Here is a 15285-nt window from a genome sequence, read left to right on the forward strand (position 1 = left end):
GCGCGCGATCTGCATGCACACGAAGGGCCCCTCATCATGATCGACACCACTCAAGCGGCGGCAGCCACCCACGTCGCCCGACGCCTCGCGGCGCAAGACTGGGGCGCGCTGGCCGCCGAGCTCGACGAGCACGGTCACGCCCTCACCGGCCGGCTCCTGGACCCAGAAACCTGCCGCGCAATCGCCGCCCTGTACGAAGAGACCGACCGCTTCCGCAGCACCATCGACATGGCCCGTTACCGCTTCGGGTCCGGCCAGTACCGGTACTTCACCCACGAACTGCCCGATGTCGTGGCGGAGTTGCGTGAGGCGTTCTACCCCCGGCTGCTTCCCGTCGCCCGCGACTGGGCCGCCAGGCTGGGCAAGCCCGCCCCCTGGCCCGACAGCCTGGGGGAGTGGGTGGAGATGTGCCACGCGGCCGGACAGGCCAAGTCCGCCCAGATCCTGCTCCGTTACGGACCCGGCGACTGGAACGCCCTGCACCGCGACGTCTTCGGCGACATGCTCTTCCCGCTCCAGGTCGTCGTCGGGCTCGACGCCCCGGGAGCCGATTTCACCGGCGGGGAGTTCATCATGACCGAGCAGCGCCCGCGCGCCCAGTCACGCGGCTCGGCCACGACCCTGCCGCAGGGCCACGGGCTCGTCTTCACGACCCGCGACCGGCCCGTGGCCTCCAAGCGCGGCTGGTCGACCGGGCCGATGCGGCACGGCGTGAGCACCGTCCGCTCCGGGCGCAGGCACACGCTCGGCCTGGTCTTCCACGACGCGGCGTGAACCCCTCCCCGGCCGGGGAGGGCGCGGGCCCGCGTACGTACAGACTGTGCGGACCCGACGGAAAGCCGTACCCCAGCGACACACCCGGCACCCTGGGCGGACACCGTCGGGCACGTCTGTACGGCCGCCTCGACTGCCCCTCCGCGCTGCGGGCCGTCGCCCGCGGCCCGTACGCCACCCACCGGGTGTTCTTCCCCGACGAGGCCACCGCCATCGCGGCCGGATACCGTCCCTGTGCGGTCTGCCTCCCCGCTCAGTACGCTCGCTGGAGAGCAGACCCAGAAAGCACCGGCACACCATGAGCATCCTCAAGGAGCGGGAAGCCTCCCGCTCGCCCCTCGTCAGCGCCACCGAGCTGGCCGCCCACACGGACCTCCCCGTCCCCGCCGCGCACACCGGCGCCGAACTCGCGGCTCTCATCGGCCTGTTGACCCTGCCGAAAGCGCGGATCGCGACCGTCACGGTCGGCCACAGTCGCGACCCGGCATCCCAGGCCGCCGCCGAAGCCCTCGCCGCCGCGTGGACGGCCCGCGGCGGCACCGTCCTCGCCACGGTGAGCTGGCCGGAGGCCGCCGCGTCCTGGCTGCGCCCCGCGCACCGGCTGACCACGGAGCTCCCGGACGCCTGGGTGATGGCCGCCGCGCCCATCGGGTTCGCCCAGCTGGCCCGGCGCCTGCGCCACTCCACCGCATGGGACCCGGCCCGCACCTACGCCTTCGCCTCCCTGGGGGACTCCCGCGTCCCCGCGCTCGCCGGGGACGACGTACTCCACGGCCTGCGCGGCGCCACCGCCGACGGCGACACCTGGGACGTACGCCACCGCTGGGTCACCACCCACCTGTCCGCGGAGGCGACCTCGTGAGCGCCCTGATCCCCAGGCCCTCCCAGGAGATCGCCCCCGGCGCCGTACACGTGCCGGAGTGGCTCACCCCGGACCAGCAGCGCCGGCTCGTCACGGCGTGCCGCGAGTGGGCCACCGGACCCGTGCCGATCCGCCACACCCAGCTGCCGCGCGGCGGAGTCATGTCCGTGCAGACGGTGTGCGTCGGCTGGCACTGGCAGCCGTACCGGTACACGCGGACCGCCGGCGACGTGAACGGCCGGCGGGTCGCCGCCTTCCCGGACTGGATGGTCGCGCTCGGCCGCCGGGCGCTCATGGCGGCGTACGAAGACGCGTCGGCCGCGGCCGCCTACACGCCGGACACCGCGCTGATCAACTTCTATGACGGGCAGGCCAGGATGGGCATGCACCAGGACAAGGACGAGCGGTCGACGGCCCCGGTGGTGTCCCTGTCCATCGGCGACACGTGCGTGTTCCGCGTGGGCAACACGGAGACCCGTACCAAGCCCTACACCGACATCGAACTGGCTTCGGGCGACCTGTTCGTCTTCGGCGGCCCCTCGCGCCACATCTTCCACGGCGTCCCCAAGGTCCACGAGGGCACCGCGGACCCCGCCACCGGGCTGACCTCGGGCCGCCTGAACATCACGATGCGGGTCACGGGCCTCACCGGCTGACCGAGCGGCCCGGGCCGCATGACTACTCGAAGCGCGAGGTGTCGCCCGCCCCTCGGCGCACGATCTCGGCCTCGCCGCCGGAGAAATCGATGACCGTGGTCGGGCTCGTGCCGCAGTCGCCGGAGTCGACCACCGCGTCCACCACGTGGTCCAGACGTTCCTTGATCTCCCAGCCCTGGGTCAGCGGCTCCTCCTCGTCGGGCAGGAGCAGCGTGCTGGAGAGCAGCGGCTCACCGAGTTCGGTGAGCAGGGCCTGCGTGACGACGTGGTCGGGAATCCGGACGCCGACCGTCTTCTTCTTCGGGTGCAGGAGCTGGCGCGGCACTTCCTTCGTCGCGGGCAGGATGAAGGTGTAGCTGCCCGGCGTGGCCGCCTTGATCGCGCGGAACACGTCGTTGTCGATGTGCACGAACTGACCCAGCTGCGCGAAGTTCTCGCAGACCAGGGTGAAGTGGTGGCGATCGTCGAGGTTCCGGATCTTGCGGATGCGGTCGAGACCGTCGCGGTTGCCCAGCTGGCATCCGAGCGCGAAGCAGGAGTCCGTCGGATACGCGATCAGCGCGCCGTTGCGGATGCTGTCGGCCACGGTGCTGATGCTGCGCTGCTGGGGGTTGTCGGGGTGCACGTCAAAATACTTCGCCATTCGCCGAGCGTACGTGATCGCCTCAGCGGCCCCATGCTCCTCGGCGGTCACGGTCGGGTCCCCGGTGCGGGCGGGCCCGCACCCTAGTCGTCGTCGACGACCGTGATCAGCGCGAGCGTGATGTTGTCCGGCCCGCCGGCGTCGATGGCGGCCTTCCACAGCTCGAAGACCGCGCGGCCTCCGTCGTGGGCCGTGAGCAGCTCGGACAGGGTCTCCTCGGGCACCGGGTCGGTCAGGCCGTCGGAGCACACCAAGAAACGTTCACCCCCGACGAGCGGCACCGTGCTGACGTGCGGCGTGATCGCGCTGAACCGGAGGGCGCCGCCGAGCGCCTGCGTGACGATCGACGTGGTGCGCCGGCCGGGCGCGGGCGGCGGGCTGTCGTCCACGCTCACCTGGCGCAGTGTGCCGTTCGCGCCGCCCGCGCTCACGTCGAGCACTCTGCTGTCGCCGACGTTGAACACCAGCAGTTCCTGCCCGAGGAGCACGACACCCGCGACGGTCGTGCCCATCGTCGCCAGCTCCGGGTCACGTTCGGCGGCCTCGTACACGGCGTGATTGCAGGCGTTCAGCGCGTCACGCACGGCCTCCTCGCCGTCCAGCAAGGCCCCGAGCGCCGCCAGCCGTCGTACGACGAGGCCGCTGGCCACCTCGCCGCCGGGCTGACCGCCGATGCCGTCGGCGACCGCGACGACGAGGGGATTGCCGAGCGGGAACCCCAAGGTCTGCGGGTTCTCGGTCGTCGTCCCGCACAGCGTCCACGGGCCGACGGCCAGGCTGTCCTCGTTGTGGTCGCGCACGAGCCCGGGGTGGCTCAGCGCGGTGACTGTGATGTAGGGCATCCGTGGGTCGCCTCTCCGCGACGGCGGGCGTGTTCCGCACGTCCATTGTCACGCCGTGAGCCGCTCCCGGCTCAGTGGCGGACCGTGGCCGCCCCCTGCCCGGCGGTGACCGCGCGTGCCATGGTGGGGAGTCGGCTGGTCTGTACCAGTTTTCCGTCGTGGTGATCTCCGGTCGTGGTGATCTCCGGTCGTGGTGATCTCCGGTCGTGGTGAGGAGCGTACGCATGCGCGGCACAACGGTCTTGCCCGGCGAGGGGAACAGCGGGTTACCCGGCGAGGAGGGCATGCCGACGCATCGCCTGGAAGTGCCCATGCCCAACGCGCTGCCGTTCGCCATCGGCACGTTCGACACCATCGGGCCGATGTCGCGGGCGTCGTTCCCGCACCGGCACACCTTCCACGAGATCGTTCATGTCACCGGTGGCACGGGCGGGCACGTCGTCGACCTGACCCGCTTCCCCCTGCGGCCGCCCAACCTGTGCTTCATCGCCCCCGGCCAGGTCCACCACTGGGAGGACGTCGCCGGGCTCGAGGGGAGTGTCATCCTCTTCACCGACGACTTCCTCCTGGATCACCCCGGCGACGGTGCGGCGCTGCGGGGGCTGGGGGAGCGCTCGTGGGTGGAACTCCCCGGCGAGGAGGCCGACCGGACCGCGCGTCTCGTCGCCGACCTCGACGCTGAGTACCGTGCGGGCGCCGAGGGATTCCAGGGCGTGCTGAGGGCCCTGCTGCACATCCTGGTGGTGCGGGCGGCGCGGCTGCCCGCCCGCCGGCGCGGCGAGGTCCCGCCCGCCCCGCGCACCCGGCCCGGCTCCGTGGCCGCGCGGTTCGTGACCTTGCTCGGCAGCCCGGACGGCTCCCTGCGGTCTGTGCGCGCGTGCGCACGACACCTGGGTGTCACCGAGGGCTACCTCAGCGAGGCGGTCAAGGCGTCCACCGGCCGCACGCCCGGCGAACTGATCCGGCAGACGCGGGTGCACGAGGCCAAACGCCTGTTGCTGCGTACGGAGCTGTCGGTCCGTCAGGTCGCGGCCCGGGTCGGCTTCGGCGACCCCGCCTACTTCTGTCGCTTCTTCCGCCGCGAGACCGGCGCGAGCCCCGGGGACTTCCGGCGCGGCGACGGCGATATTCACCACGACCACCGACTTGAGTCCATCGCCCGGGCCCGGCCGCCCGCATAACTTCGGAGCCGATCCGGAACCCACCCCACCCCCTTCAGGAGGAGCGATGGAGCGCGAGATCGGCACGACAGGGGACGGCACACCTGGCGACGGAGCCGGCCCGGCCGACGGACAGCGCGACGGCGGCGGCCCCAGCCGCAAGACCGTCCTGAGAGCGGCCGCCGCGGTGGGCATGGCCCTGCCGGTGGCCCTGATGGGGGTCCCCGCCCTGGCCAGGACCGCGGGCGAACGCGGGGTGGTGCCGGAGGCGACCCCGGCCTGCGACGACGGTGACGACCCCACGCCCCCGCAGATGGAGGGGCCGTACTTCAAGCCCAACTCGCCCCGGCGTACTTCGCTCCTCCAGCCCGGCACCCCGGGTGTGCGGCTCACCGTCACCGGTTACGTCTTCGGGAGCGCCTGCCGGCCCATACCCAGGGTCCTGCTGGACTTCTGGCAGGCCGACACCTACGGGACGTACGACAACACGGGCTTCCGCTTCCGGGGGCATCAATTCACCGACGCGAGCGGCGCGTTCAGACTCAGCACGGTCGTGCCGGGCCTCTATCCGGGTCGCACCCGGCACCTGCACGTCAAGGTGCAGGCCCCGGGGCGCCCGGTCCTCACGACCCAGTTGTACTTCCCAGGCGAACCGCGCAACAACACCGACCCGATCTTCGACGCGCGGCTGCTCATGAACGTACGCACGGTCGGAAACGCGAAGGAGGCGGACTTCGACTTCGTCCTGAACGTGCCCCAGCAGCCCTGACCGCGCGACGGCTGAGCGGCAAAGTGAGGCGTGGGGCGCCGTACAACCTTTGGTGGACGTGAGGGGTCAAGTGTTCGGCCGGCATGAACCGGCGGTGAAATCCGCCGGGCAGCCACCCAACCGCACTCTGAACCAAGGGAACCTGTATGTCGCGAGCCAAGCAGCACGCCGTCGGTCGCCACGCCCGGCGCACCCTGCCCCTGATGGCCGCCTCCCTGCTCGTGGGCAGCGGCCTCTCGGCCCTGGCCATCGGGCAGGGCAGCGCCTGGGCGGCCACCCCGGACGCCGACGCGGGCCGTGCGAGCGCCGCCGCCGCGAAGGTGACGGACGACCTCAACGGCGACGGTTACGCCGACCTCGTCGTAGGCGCCCCGGGCGGCACCGTCTCCGGCAAGGCCAAGGCCGGGTACGTCGTCGTGACCTATGGCTCCAAGGACGGCCTCGACCCCGCCAACAAGAAGATCATCAGCCGTTCGACGAGCGGCGTGCCCGGCGCGGCCACCGCGAAGCAGGAGTTCGGCAGGCACTTCACCAAGGCCGACCTGGACCAGGACGGGTACGCGGACCTGGTCGTCGGCACCGGTGTCGCAGGCGGAGGTTCGGTGATCCTGTGGGGCTCCGCGAGCGGCCCGACCGGCGGCACCGCCGTCAACACCTTCGGATTCGCCCCGCAGGCCGGGGACTTCGACGGGGACGGCACCACCGACCTTGCGCTGTTCGACCTGGTGGGGTACCACGGCGACGACCCGGTGGAGCAGAAGGCCCGCCTGTGGAAGGGGCCCATCGCGCGCACCGGCACCCCGGCCGCCACCCTGGACTTCATGGACAAGTCGGAGTGGTGGAGCTACGAGAGCGAGGAGCGCCCCTACCCGGGCTGCCGCGAGAACCCCGAGATCTGCGTCGACGGACCGCTCTCCGTCCAGGGCCCGGTGATCCCGGAGGCCGTCGGCGACATCAACCGCGACGGCCGCTCCGACATAGCCGTCAACGACTACACCGGTGACGGCACCTGGACCAACAGCATCCTGTACGGCAGCCCCACCGGCTTCAAGCGCGGTGAGGCGACGGGGGCCAAGGGGCAGCTCGGCATCGGTGACATCAACGGCGACCGCTACGACGACCTGGTCGTCGGCGAGAGCGGCGCCGGTGAGACCGAGTCCAAGGTCATGGTTGCCTACGGCTCGGCGGACGGCCTGAAGCCGGAGGTCCAGGAGTTCGACCAGGGCCTGCCCGGCATCCCCGGAGCCGAGGAGGAAGGCGACCGCTTCGGCAGCTCCGTCTCCGTCGGTGACGTGACGGGCGACGGCTTCGCGGACATCGCGATCGGTGTCGCGGGCGAGGACGTCAGGACCGTCGGCGACGCGGGCGCCGTCGTGCTGGTGCGGGGCAGCGCGAACGGCGTGACCGGCACCGGCGCCCAGGCCTTCCACCAGGACACCGCGGGTATCCCCGGAGTCGCCGAGGCCGACGACCAGTTCGGTGCGGCATCGGCGCTGCTCGACGTCACGGGAGACGGACACCGTGACCTGGCGGTGTCCTCCGTACGGGAGAACGCCCAAGCGGGTGCGATCTGGTCGCTGCGCGGCACCGCGACCGGTCTGACCGCCACGGAGTCGGTGGCCTTCGGCCCCAAGGACGTCGGGGCCCCGGACACCGCGGCGCTCTTCGGAAGCACCCTGCGCTAGCCGCGAAGCAGCACAAGTACGGGCCCGTGGACGCGGGATGACAAGTAGTCACCCCGCACGCGGGCCCGTCCCGTCCCGTTCCGTTGCTAGCCCCGTCAGTCGCCCCCGCCTCCACCGCCCCCGCAGCCGGAGTCCGCGTGATCGGAACCCGATTCGCGGTCCAGGGCGTTACCCAGGCGGATCATGGCGCGGCCGAGGCCGGACGGAACGAACTGTGCCTCCGTGACGGCGCGTCGGACCGTGCCCTTCGGGAGCACCTCGGGCCCGGCGAAGACGTGGTCGGGGAGGGTTCCCTCCTCCTCGGCCGCCTGGAGCCGCTGCTTGCCGACCCGGGTCAGCTGGTGCCGGGACCTGGTCACCAGGCCCCACTCCGCGAGCCGGTCGCCGATCTCCGCCACCTCCGGAGACTCGCGCACCTCCGCGCACACCGAGGCAGAGCTCCGGCTGTTGGGGCACGCCGCGATCAGGGCGCGCTCCACCGGATGCCCGGGAGTCTCATCGCCCACGGCGCACACGCGTGACGCCCTGAGCCTGAGCAGCCCCCGCTCGGCGAGCCCGATCACCGCGCACTCCACCACGCGTCGCGCCCCGCCCGCCAGATAGGCGATGTCGTACGTACCAAGGGCCCGTCGTGCTGCCGCCGCCGTCGTGGCCCGCCTGAAGTACACCCGCATGCCCCCACCCCCTTCGGACACCCTGTCTTTCGCCTGTGGTGCCCGACGCCGGGCGCGCGCACCCCTCTCCCGCGCCCCTTCAGAGCAAGACTTGAGGGTTCGGGCACCACCCGACTCCCTTGACAGCAACCGCCCCACGGCGATGGCCTTGAGCCCTGCCGCGCGGGCAACGCGGCGGCCACGGAACCGGGCACGGGGGAGAGGGCCATGCTGCGGGTGCACTTCACGGCCGAGGACCTGGCGCGGGTGCGGGTCGCATCGGGGCCTGACTTCCTCTGGGAGATCAGCAACAGCGTCCAAGCGCTGCAACGGCGTGACGGGGCGCGGGTGTTCGGGGCGTGGCGGCGCTGGGCGAGGCCGCGCCTCTCGGACAGCTGCCGCCTCCTGTCACCCCTCCTGCCGCCGCACGGCTGTTCCCCGGACTTCCTCACCCCCACCCATGGGGAGGGCGAGACGCTCCAGGCGGCGGTCGACACCCTCGTGCGCACCCCTCGGCCACGCCTGCGCACCGATCTGACGCGGGTGGCCGCCTCACGCCGGCTGCCGGGCTGGACGGAGTCGCTCGCGCAGGGAGATGCAGCCGCCTTGCGGCAGTTGGGGCGAGCTCTGCACACCTACCACCTGGAGGCGCTCGCGCCGTTCTGGCCCCGCATCCACGCCCAGATCGACGCCGACCGCATCATCCGCCTGCACAGCCTCCTGAACGGCGGGACCGAAGGCCTGCTCGCGGGCCTCGGGCCGCAACTGCGGTGGCATCCACCGGTGTTGGAGGCCGACTATCCGGTGGATCAGGAGCTGCACCTCGACGGCCGGGGGATCACACTGCAGCCCTCGTTCTTCTGCTGGCCCACGCCCGTCACCCTCGCCGACGGCGAACTGCCGCCCGTCCTGGTGTATCCCATCGACCACGCGATGGACTGGACCCACCCCGCGCCTGCCGACCGCCCGGACGACGGCGCCCTCGGGCCGCTCGTCGGTCACACGCGCGCCGCTGTCCTCAAGGCGGCGCGCACCGGCTCCTCCACGGTCGAGCTGGCCCGCCTGCTGGAGGTCACGCACCCCGCGATAAGCCAGCACGTCAAGGTGCTGCGCGCGGCCGGCCTGCTGACCACCGTCCGCAGGGCGGGGCGGTCGCTCCATGTCGCCACCGCCGAGGGGCGCGCGCTGCTGCGCAGTTGCGGGTCGTAAGTCTGAGCTTTCATTCGTTGCTTCTGGCATGGGCATGCAAGGAAGCTGACCGAGCCGTTGCCCACGCATCCCCCCACCGTCCCGCGTCCCGACACCCCGCGCCGTTCCACGCGCGTCCACGTGCGAACGTGCGTGCACGGCAGGCCGGGACGCCTCGACGATCCGTTGAAGGAGTGGCGTTGCGCACTACTCGTACCCTCCCCCTCACCCGCCGCGCGGCTGTTGCCGTCACGCTCGCCCTGGCCGGCACCCTCTGCGCCGTGCCCGGCATCGCCCAGGCCGCCGCGTCTCCCACGGCGCCGGCAGCAGCCACCGGGCACGGCCTGAAATGGTTCCAGGAGCGCCATGGCCTGCCCCGCACCGGCTCGGTCGACGGCGCGACCGCCAGAGCCCTGCGGCAGGCGCCCGACGCCGAACTGCGCCGCACGTTCCGGACGGCGGCCGACCTCGGACCCGAGGAACTCGCCAACGCGCGCACCGTCATCGGTGTCGGCAAAGGAGCGCAGATCCCCGAACAGGGCCTGGTCATCGCCCTGATGACCGCCATGCAGGAATCGAAGTTCGTCAACTACCTGACGCCGGTGGACCACGACTCCCTGGGAATCTTCCAGCAACGTCCGAGCACCGGCTGGGGCACCCCGGAGCAGATCACCGATGTCGCCACGTCGTCCAAATCCTTCTACGGGGTGGCCCCCTTCGGCAGCAACCCGGGCCTGATCCAGATCGACGGCTGGCAGACGATGCCCCCGGGTGACGTCTGCCAGGCGGTTCAGGTCTCCGCCTACCCCGACCGCTACGCCCAGTGGGAGCAGTTCGCCCGCGATCTGCTCGCCCAGGAAGGGCCCACGGTCCCGCCGATCCCGTGACCCGCACGCGGGCGGTGGGGCCTCGTGCCCCGCACGCCTTCGCGCCCACCCCCCTCACGTCGTGCACGCCCCCCTCACACCAGGAGCCCGTATGCGCAAGAGACTTGTCTCCACAGCGATCGCCGTCGCCGCCGTCGGCGCGCTCGTCACCCCGGCCGCCGCCCGGGCAGAACCCGCGCACCCGCGCAGCGTGTCCGTCCTCGCCGAGGGCTCCAAGGCCGGGACCGCGGTCGTCAGCGGACGGAACGAGCCCGGCACCCGGCTGAGCATCGGCGGTGCGCGGACCAGGAGCGCACACACCCTCCCGGTCGACTACCAGGTCCAGGAGACCGGCTACTGGTGCGGCCCCGCCGCCACCCGTATCGCCCTGTCCGCGCGGATCGCCCCGCCGAGCCAGGGTGCTCTGGCGGCCCAGCTCGGCACCACCGAGGCGGGCACCGATCACATCAGTCAGGTGACCGGCGTGCTCAACGCCAACCTCGGCACCGGCTGGTACGAGACCAAGGAGATGCCGAACGACCCGCCCACCCAGGCCCAGAAGGACCTGCTGTGGAACGACATCGTCCTGGACATCGACAACAACTACCCGCTGGTGACCAACATCGTGGCCCCGCCCGGCAACCAGCCGCCCGGCTACCCCTCGGACCAGACGATCTACCACTACTTCACCGTCATCGGCTACGACGACGCCAACCGCACCGTCCTCATCGCCGACCCCGCGTCCTTCGGCGGCAACCAGATCTACTGGCTCTCCTTCGATCAGCTCGCCACCCTCATCCCGCCGAAGGGGTACGCCGCCTGATCCGCAGGCCGGATGCCGCGAGGCGGCGACTGTGGGTGGCGCCACCGACACATGCGCCACCCACAGCCCGCTCGGCCGCCGTCTCGGGGGTGACGGCGACAGCCTCAGCGGCACCGACTCCGCTGAGGCCGAACAGGATGCAGGGTCCGGGCGTTCCTGCCGACCTCAGGCACATTGACGGTCGCGACGAGCTATCTACTGCTTCCGCCGCGACCGGGCGCTTGGATGCACCAGGGAGCAAGATTCTTCAGCAGCCCTCCCGCGCATCCTCCAGGCGAAGGCGAAGACTGTGGATGCCGCGGCGGGCATGGCTCTTCACGGTGCCGAGCGGCCACCCGGTGTGATCCGCGATCTGCGGGTGGGTCAGGTCCTCGTAGAACGACAGACGCAACACCGTCCGCTGGGCGACCGGGAGCCTCGCCAACTCCTGTGCGAGCACTGCCCGTTCGACTGTCGACTCCATGCCCTCGTGGACGCCGTGGTCCATCGTGGCGAACTGCGCCACCGCTCCCTCGACGAGCGCCGCCCGCCGGGTGCGCGCGCTGAGCGCGTCCGCGATCCTGTGCCGGGTGATGCCCGTCAACCAGGCGCCCAGAGAGCCGAGTTCGGGGCGGTAGCCGTCGCGGCCGCGCCATGCGGCGAAGAACACCTGCTGCGTGATGTCCTCCGCCTCGCGGCTGTCGCCGAGGGCGCGCTGAGCGAGGGCGTGCACCAGCGGCCCCCACCGGCGGTACACCGCCGTGAGGCTCGCCTCGTCTCCACCGGCGAGGCCTCTGGCCAGGTCTGTGGTCCACTCCCCTACGGGGGCTCGCACCGGCTGTCGCACCCGTGTGCTCATCGGCGTGTCGTCAGCTCCTTCCGGCGGTCGCAATCGCCGTACGAACGAACGGAATCGGGCAGTCGCGCCGTGCCTGTGGCCGCGATCCGGTCATCCTGGGAACAGCTGCTCCGGCACGGCAACTCGCATCGGTTGTGCGTCGTATCGTGGCCGGATGAGCGAGGGGAAACACCGCGGTCAGGACAGCGAATCGGTCGGCACCGGAGTCACCACCGGCGCTCTGGCACGGCGGCTGGGGGTGTCGCCCACGACGCTGCGGACCTGGGACCGCAGGTACGGCCTGGGTCCTGCGCGGCGTGATCCCGGGCACCATCGCCGCTGGTCCGAGCGGGACGTCGCCATGGTGGAGGAGATGGGCCGCCTCACCTCTTCGGGGGTGCCGCCTGCCGAGGCCGCTCACCAGGCACTCAAGCTGCTCGATCCCGATGTGGCCGCCGGGACCGGGCCCGGCCCGGCGGCCGTGCCGGGGCCGAGGCGGCGGGCACGGCAGGCGCCGGCGTCGCCCGACACGTTCGTCCGCCGCCGGCGGGGCCTGTCGCGCGCGGCCGTGCGGCTCGACGCGCCCACCATGCAGACCCTGCTGAACGATGCGGTGGAGAGCCACAGTCTGGTCACGGCGTGGCAGGAGGTGATGGTGCCGACGCTGCACGCGGTGGGACGCAAGTGGGAAGAGGCCGGGGACCGTTACGTGGAGGTCGAGCACCTGCTGTCGTGGCACGTCTCGCGCACCCTGCACCGCTGTTCCATGGCGCAGAAAGAACCATCCGAGCCGAACGCGCCGCTGGTGCTGGCCTGCGTGCCGGGCGAACAGCATTCGCTCCCGCTGGAGGCGCTCAGCGCGGCGCTCGGCGAACTCGGCGTCCCGCAGCGCATGTTCGGCGCGGCCGTGCCGGTCGAGGCGGTCTCGTCCGCCGTGCGCAGGACGGGCCCGGCCGTCGTGGTCCTGTGGGCACAGGCCCGCTCGACCGCAAGCGTCCCGCTGGCCCGCCACATCGCCGAGACCCGCTGGGGAGTACGAGGCGCCCGCGGCCGCCCCACGGTCATGCTGGCCGGCCCCGGCTGGGCGGGCCCGACGGTGCGCGGCGCACTACGCCCCACCAGCTTGCGCGAGGCATTGACGCAGATCGCCAGGACCCGCGGAGAGCCCACAACCAACCGCGGAACGGCGTGAGGTCTGGGGGCGTCGGATCGCTGCCGTCAGCGGTGCGGTGGGCCGTCGGCTTGCGCGAGGCGTTGGCTCGGCACCGTGCGAGGCCCGGTGGGCCGGGCGGGCGCAACCGGGGGTCGGCGGGGCCGCGACCGACCGCGGGACGGCGTGAGGTCTGGGGTGCCGGCTCGCTGTCGTCAGTGAGGCCTGCTGCTCTGCGCGGGGCGAGACTCAGGTCGGCGGGGCCGCGACCGGACGCAGGGCGGCGTGAAGCCTGGAGAGGGCGTCAGGGCGTTGCTGTCAACGGCTTGCGCAGTGCGCTTTGTTCCTTGTGCCAGGCTGCCAGGAGTCTTGCTCCCAGGCGGTCCTCCAGGAAGTCCGTGGCCTCGATGCCGAAGACCACGTCCGATTCCAGGCCGGGTTCGCTTGCGAGCAGGCCGCCGATGACCTCGCGGCGCACCACCTGCTCGTGGACGGCGTCGGCCTCCACGTGTTCGTCGTAGAACCGCTCGGCCGCCGTGCCGGCACCGCACTTGCGCATGGCCTTGGCCAGCCGTCGTGAGCCCGGGGGCGAAGTCACCTCGACGGCCGCGAAATGCCCGACAAGGGCTCCGCGCAGTGCCCGGTGCAGACCGAGCAGCGACATCAGATTGACCGTGGCCAGCGCCTCCGCGGGGGCCGCGTCGAGGTAGTGGCCGTACGCGGTCTCCAGGGCGAGGTCCTGCATGAGCTCGGCGTAGAGCCGGGCGTGGATGTCCTCGGCGCGGCCCGCCCCGAACTCGTCGAACTCGATGGCCACCATGCCCGCCTTGGCCCTGCCGTGCAGCCGGGGGATCACCCAGGCGTGCGGGTCGGCCTCCTTGAGGTGGTACAGCGAGCGCAGCGCCGCGTACTCCCTGAGCTGCCACAGTTCGCCGTCGCGTTGCAGATGGTGGCTGACGCTGGCGGGAACGTGGCCGATCGGCTCGAGCAGCAGGTCGGCCAGGGCGCGTTCGGCGCTGTCGGTGGAGCGGCAGTTGGCGCGCAGCGCACCGAGGAACCGTCCTTCGAGCGCGCGGCGCAGCCCCAGCAGCTCGGGATCCCATTCGAGGTCCTCACGGACCCCGTCGAAGCCCTGGTAGTGCAGCTCGTAGAGCGTGTAGAGAGCGAGTTGGAGGTCGTCCCCGTAAGGGTCGGCGTCATGCGTGTCGAGGGACAGCGGACCCGAACTGCCGCCCGCACGCAGGGTGTTGATGACGAGCTCGGACAGCACGCCGCGGGGCTCGGGCAGGGCGGGGCTCGTGTGGCGCGACTCGCGCAGACCGTCGGAGAGCGTTTGGTTCTCAGCGGGCATCGGGTGCTTCCTCCCCCTTGGTGTGCTCGGTGCCGTTGGTGCTGTCGGTGCTGTCGGTGCTGTCGGTGTGCTCGGTGTGCTCGGTGTCCTCGGGCTTCACGCGGCGGCGGTGGCTCGTGTCGCACCACGGGTAGGCGCGGCTGCGGCGGCAGGTGCAGATCGCGGTGGTGAAGCGCCGGGAAGCGACGACGCTGCCGTCCTCGGCGACGACCTCGACAGGTCCCTCGACGAGCAGGGGCCCCTCGGGGTCGATCGTGACGCGGCGCGGCCGTGCGTCGCGCGGCGGCCGCTCCGCCCCGCTCGGCGCGGGTTCAGGTGCGTTCGGCACGGATGACCACCAGTTCTTCCATGTCCTCGTCGCCCAGCAGCCCCTGCCTGCGCAGGAAGGCCCGGCGTGAGCGCAGGACGGGCCCGAACGGAATGAGCGCGCGGTCGGCGACCGAAGCCTCCATGCCCGCCTCGGCGAGCCGGGACAGCGTGGCATCGGTGTCACAGAGCGCTGAATGGACCATGAGCAGCACGCCTCCGGGACGCAGCACCGCGGGCGCCGCGTCGCATATGCGGTCGACCAGCGCGCGGCCGTCCTGTCCAGCGTCCCAGGAACGCGCGGCGCCGCGCCGTGGCAGCCGCCCGGAAGGGGAGGGCACGTACGGGGGATTGCTCGCCACGAAGTCGTAAAACCGCCCAGGGACGGCGGACGTGAGGTCGCCCCGCAGCACGGTGATGCGCTGCCGTGCCGCCAGCGCGTTGAGGCGGGCGGTCAGGACGGCACGCCGGGCGATGTCCACCGCTGTCACCTGCGCGCCGAGCCGCGCCGCGTGGACGGCGAGCGCTCCACTGCCGGTGCCCAGGTCCAGGAGCTCCGTGCCGGGGCCGATGGCCTCGCGGCCAAGGGCGCGAGCGAGCAGACCCGTGTCGTCCTGCGGCGCGTAAACCCCGGGAAGCGTCAGCAGGTGTCCCGGGGCCGCACCAGCGGCTGTATCGGCGACCATCACGCACCTCCGGTGATTGCGGGGCCGGCCGGACGATGCCCCTCCTGGTCCGGC

General features: G+C 72.1%; 17 protein-coding genes and 1 pseudogene. 11 read left to right on the forward strand and 7 right to left on the reverse strand.

The window, feature by feature from the left end; translation table 11 throughout:
• The first annotated feature begins 36 nt into the window (after nt 1-36).
• Genes ACWD02_RS16970 through ACWD02_RS16985 form a run of 4 tightly spaced genes read left to right on the forward strand, consistent with a single transcriptional unit; the run spans nt 37 to nt 2292 of the window.
• Nucleotides 37-774 carry a 2OG-Fe(II) oxygenase gene (locus ACWD02_RS16970; protein ID WP_451210608.1) on the forward strand — a complete coding sequence of 246 codons (738 nt, stop codon included), beginning with the start codon at nt 37-39 and terminating at the stop codon, nt 772-774.
• Nucleotides 771-1076 carry an Ada metal-binding domain-containing protein gene (locus ACWD02_RS16975; protein WP_451210611.1) on the forward strand — a complete coding sequence of 102 codons (306 nt, stop codon included), beginning with the start codon at nt 771-773 and terminating at the stop codon, nt 1074-1076. The genes ACWD02_RS16970 and ACWD02_RS16975 overlap by 4 nt, the downstream gene beginning before the upstream one ends.
• Nucleotides 1073-1636 carry a hypothetical protein gene (locus ACWD02_RS16980; protein WP_451210614.1) on the forward strand — a complete coding sequence of 188 codons (564 nt, stop codon included), beginning with the start codon at nt 1073-1075 and terminating at the stop codon, nt 1634-1636. Before ACWD02_RS16975 ends, ACWD02_RS16980 begins: the two co-directional genes overlap by 4 nt.
• Nucleotides 1633-2292: an alpha-ketoglutarate-dependent dioxygenase AlkB family protein gene (locus tag ACWD02_RS16985; RefSeq protein ID WP_451210617.1), complete on the forward strand. Its 660-nt coding sequence runs from the start codon at nt 1633-1635 to the stop codon at nt 2290-2292. The genes ACWD02_RS16980 and ACWD02_RS16985 overlap by 4 nt, the downstream gene beginning before the upstream one ends.
• Before the next feature lie 22 nt (nt 2293-2314).
• On the opposite strand, the gene ACWD02_RS16990 is transcribed toward ACWD02_RS16985, so the two are convergent.
• Together ACWD02_RS16990 and ACWD02_RS16995 are read right to left on the reverse strand one after the other, a co-directional pair.
• The gene (locus tag ACWD02_RS16990) at nt 2315-2935 is read right to left on the reverse strand and encodes an L-threonylcarbamoyladenylate synthase (RefSeq protein ID WP_451210620.1); all 621 of its coding nucleotides are present in this window, start codon (nt 2933-2935) and stop codon (nt 2315-2317) included.
• A gap of 83 nt (nt 2936-3018) precedes the next feature.
• Nucleotides 3019-3777, reverse strand: coding sequence for a PP2C family protein-serine/threonine phosphatase (locus ACWD02_RS16995; protein WP_451210622.1), 759 nt, complete (start codon nt 3775-3777; stop codon nt 3019-3021).
• Between the two features lie 224 nt (nt 3778-4001).
• Here ACWD02_RS16995 and ACWD02_RS17000 point away from each other — a divergent pair, with 224 nt between their 5' ends.
• The 3 genes and pseudogenes from ACWD02_RS17000 to ACWD02_RS17010 all read left to right on the forward strand — a co-directional run bounded on the left by ACWD02_RS17000 (nt 4002) and on the right by ACWD02_RS17010 (nt 7391).
• Nucleotides 4002-4958, forward strand: coding sequence for an AraC family transcriptional regulator (locus tag ACWD02_RS17000; protein WP_451210625.1), 957 nt, complete (start codon nt 4002-4004; stop codon nt 4956-4958).
• 46 nt (nt 4959-5004) lie between these two features.
• Nucleotides 5005-5703 (forward strand): annotated as a pseudogene (locus ACWD02_RS17005) (dioxygenase family protein); the annotation flags it as partial.
• A gap of 149 nt (nt 5704-5852) precedes the next feature.
• Nucleotides 5853-7391, forward strand: a complete 1539-nt coding sequence (locus ACWD02_RS17010; protein ID WP_451210628.1) for an FG-GAP-like repeat-containing protein — start codon at nt 5853-5855, stop codon at nt 7389-7391.
• Nucleotides 7392-7486: 95 nt separating this feature from the next.
• On the opposite strand, the gene ACWD02_RS17015 is transcribed toward ACWD02_RS17010, so the two are convergent.
• Nucleotides 7487-8065, reverse strand: a complete 579-nt coding sequence (locus ACWD02_RS17015) for a TIGR04222 domain-containing membrane protein (RefSeq protein ID WP_451210631.1) — start codon at nt 8063-8065, stop codon at nt 7487-7489.
• A 207-nt stretch (nt 8066-8272) separates the two neighbouring features.
• Between ACWD02_RS17015 and ACWD02_RS17020 the strand changes: the two genes are divergently transcribed.
• The 3 genes from ACWD02_RS17020 (at nt 8273) to ACWD02_RS17030 (ending at nt 10921) form a co-directional block, all read left to right on the forward strand.
• A complete protein-coding gene (locus ACWD02_RS17020; RefSeq protein ID WP_451210633.1) occupies nt 8273-9253 on the forward strand; it encodes an ArsR/SmtB family transcription factor in 981 nt (326 codons plus the stop codon).
• Nucleotides 9254-9432: 179 nt separating this feature from the next.
• On the forward strand, nt 9433-10119 hold the full coding sequence (locus ACWD02_RS17025; protein ID WP_451210636.1) for a peptidoglycan-binding protein: 687 nt from the start codon (nt 9433-9435) through the stop codon (nt 10117-10119).
• Between the two features lie 91 nt (nt 10120-10210).
• A complete protein-coding gene (locus ACWD02_RS17030) occupies nt 10211-10921 on the forward strand; it encodes a C39 family peptidase (RefSeq protein ID WP_451210639.1) in 711 nt (236 codons plus the stop codon).
• Between the two features lie 247 nt (nt 10922-11168).
• On the opposite strand, the gene ACWD02_RS17035 is transcribed toward ACWD02_RS17030, so the two are convergent.
• Nucleotides 11169-11759: an RNA polymerase sigma factor gene (locus ACWD02_RS17035; RefSeq protein WP_451210642.1), complete on the reverse strand. Its 591-nt coding sequence runs from the start codon at nt 11757-11759 to the stop codon at nt 11169-11171.
• Nucleotides 11760-11913: 154 nt separating this feature from the next.
• Between ACWD02_RS17035 and ACWD02_RS17040 the strand changes: the two genes are divergently transcribed.
• Nucleotides 11914-12930: a MerR family transcriptional regulator gene (locus ACWD02_RS17040; protein WP_451210645.1), complete on the forward strand. Its 1017-nt coding sequence runs from the start codon at nt 11914-11916 to the stop codon at nt 12928-12930.
• 262 nt (nt 12931-13192) lie between these two features.
• Here ACWD02_RS17040 and ACWD02_RS17045 read toward each other — a convergent pair whose 3' ends face one another.
• The 3 genes from ACWD02_RS17045 to ACWD02_RS17055 are packed head-to-tail and all read right to left on the reverse strand — an operon-like array spanning nt 13193 to nt 15231.
• Entirely contained in the window at nt 13193-14239 is a 1047-nt protein-coding gene (locus tag ACWD02_RS17045) for an iron-containing redox enzyme family protein (protein ID WP_451210648.1), read from the reverse strand.
• Nucleotides 14229-14567 carry a CDGSH iron-sulfur domain-containing protein gene (locus tag ACWD02_RS17050; protein ID WP_451210650.1) on the reverse strand — a complete coding sequence of 113 codons (339 nt, stop codon included), beginning with the start codon at nt 14565-14567 and terminating at the stop codon, nt 14229-14231. Before ACWD02_RS17050 ends, ACWD02_RS17045 begins: the two co-directional genes overlap by 11 nt.
• Complete coding sequence (locus ACWD02_RS17055; protein ID WP_451210653.1) at nt 14551-15231, reverse strand: HemK2/MTQ2 family protein methyltransferase; 681 nt, start codon at nt 15229-15231, stop codon at nt 14551-14553. The genes ACWD02_RS17050 and ACWD02_RS17055 overlap by 17 nt, the downstream gene beginning before the upstream one ends.
• Between the last annotated feature and the right edge of the window lie 54 nt (nt 15232-15285).

The organism is Streptomyces sp. NPDC002853, assembly GCF_053591915.1.

What these genes read in the sequence shown, in the direction of transcription:
- ACWD02_RS16970 (WP_451210608.1), top strand. Translation starts at nt 37, where the DNA reads ATGATCGACACCACTCAAGCGGCGGCAGCCACCCACGTCGCCCGACGC.
- ACWD02_RS16980 (WP_451210614.1), top strand. Translation starts at nt 1,073, where the DNA reads ATGAGCATCCTCAAGGAGCGGGAAGCCTCCCGCTCGCCCCTCGTCAGC.
- ACWD02_RS16990 (WP_451210620.1), bottom strand. Translation starts at nt 2,935, where the DNA reads ATGGCGAAGTATTTTGACGTGCACCCCGACAACCCCCAGCAGCGCAGC.
- ACWD02_RS16995 (WP_451210622.1), bottom strand. Translation starts at nt 3,777, where the DNA reads ATGCCCTACATCACAGTCACCGCGCTGAGCCACCCCGGGCTCGTGCGC.
- ACWD02_RS17000 (WP_451210625.1), top strand. Translation starts at nt 4,002, where the DNA reads ATGCGCGGCACAACGGTCTTGCCCGGCGAGGGGAACAGCGGGTTACCC.
- ACWD02_RS17010 (WP_451210628.1), top strand. Translation starts at nt 5,853, where the DNA reads ATGTCGCGAGCCAAGCAGCACGCCGTCGGTCGCCACGCCCGGCGCACC.
- ACWD02_RS17015 (WP_451210631.1), bottom strand. Translation starts at nt 8,065, where the DNA reads ATGCGGGTGTACTTCAGGCGGGCCACGACGGCGGCGGCAGCACGACGG.
- ACWD02_RS17020 (WP_451210633.1), top strand. Translation starts at nt 8,273, where the DNA reads ATGCTGCGGGTGCACTTCACGGCCGAGGACCTGGCGCGGGTGCGGGTC.
- ACWD02_RS17030 (WP_451210639.1), top strand. Translation starts at nt 10,211, where the DNA reads ATGCGCAAGAGACTTGTCTCCACAGCGATCGCCGTCGCCGCCGTCGGC.
- ACWD02_RS17035 (WP_451210642.1), bottom strand. Translation starts at nt 11,759, where the DNA reads ATGAGCACACGGGTGCGACAGCCGGTGCGAGCCCCCGTAGGGGAGTGG.
- ACWD02_RS17040 (WP_451210645.1), top strand. Translation starts at nt 11,914, where the DNA reads ATGAGCGAGGGGAAACACCGCGGTCAGGACAGCGAATCGGTCGGCACC.
- ACWD02_RS17045 (WP_451210648.1), bottom strand. Translation starts at nt 14,239, where the DNA reads ATGCCCGCTGAGAACCAAACGCTCTCCGACGGTCTGCGCGAGTCGCGC.
- ACWD02_RS17055 (WP_451210653.1), bottom strand. Translation starts at nt 15,231, where the DNA reads ATGGTCGCCGATACAGCCGCTGGTGCGGCCCCGGGACACCTGCTGACG.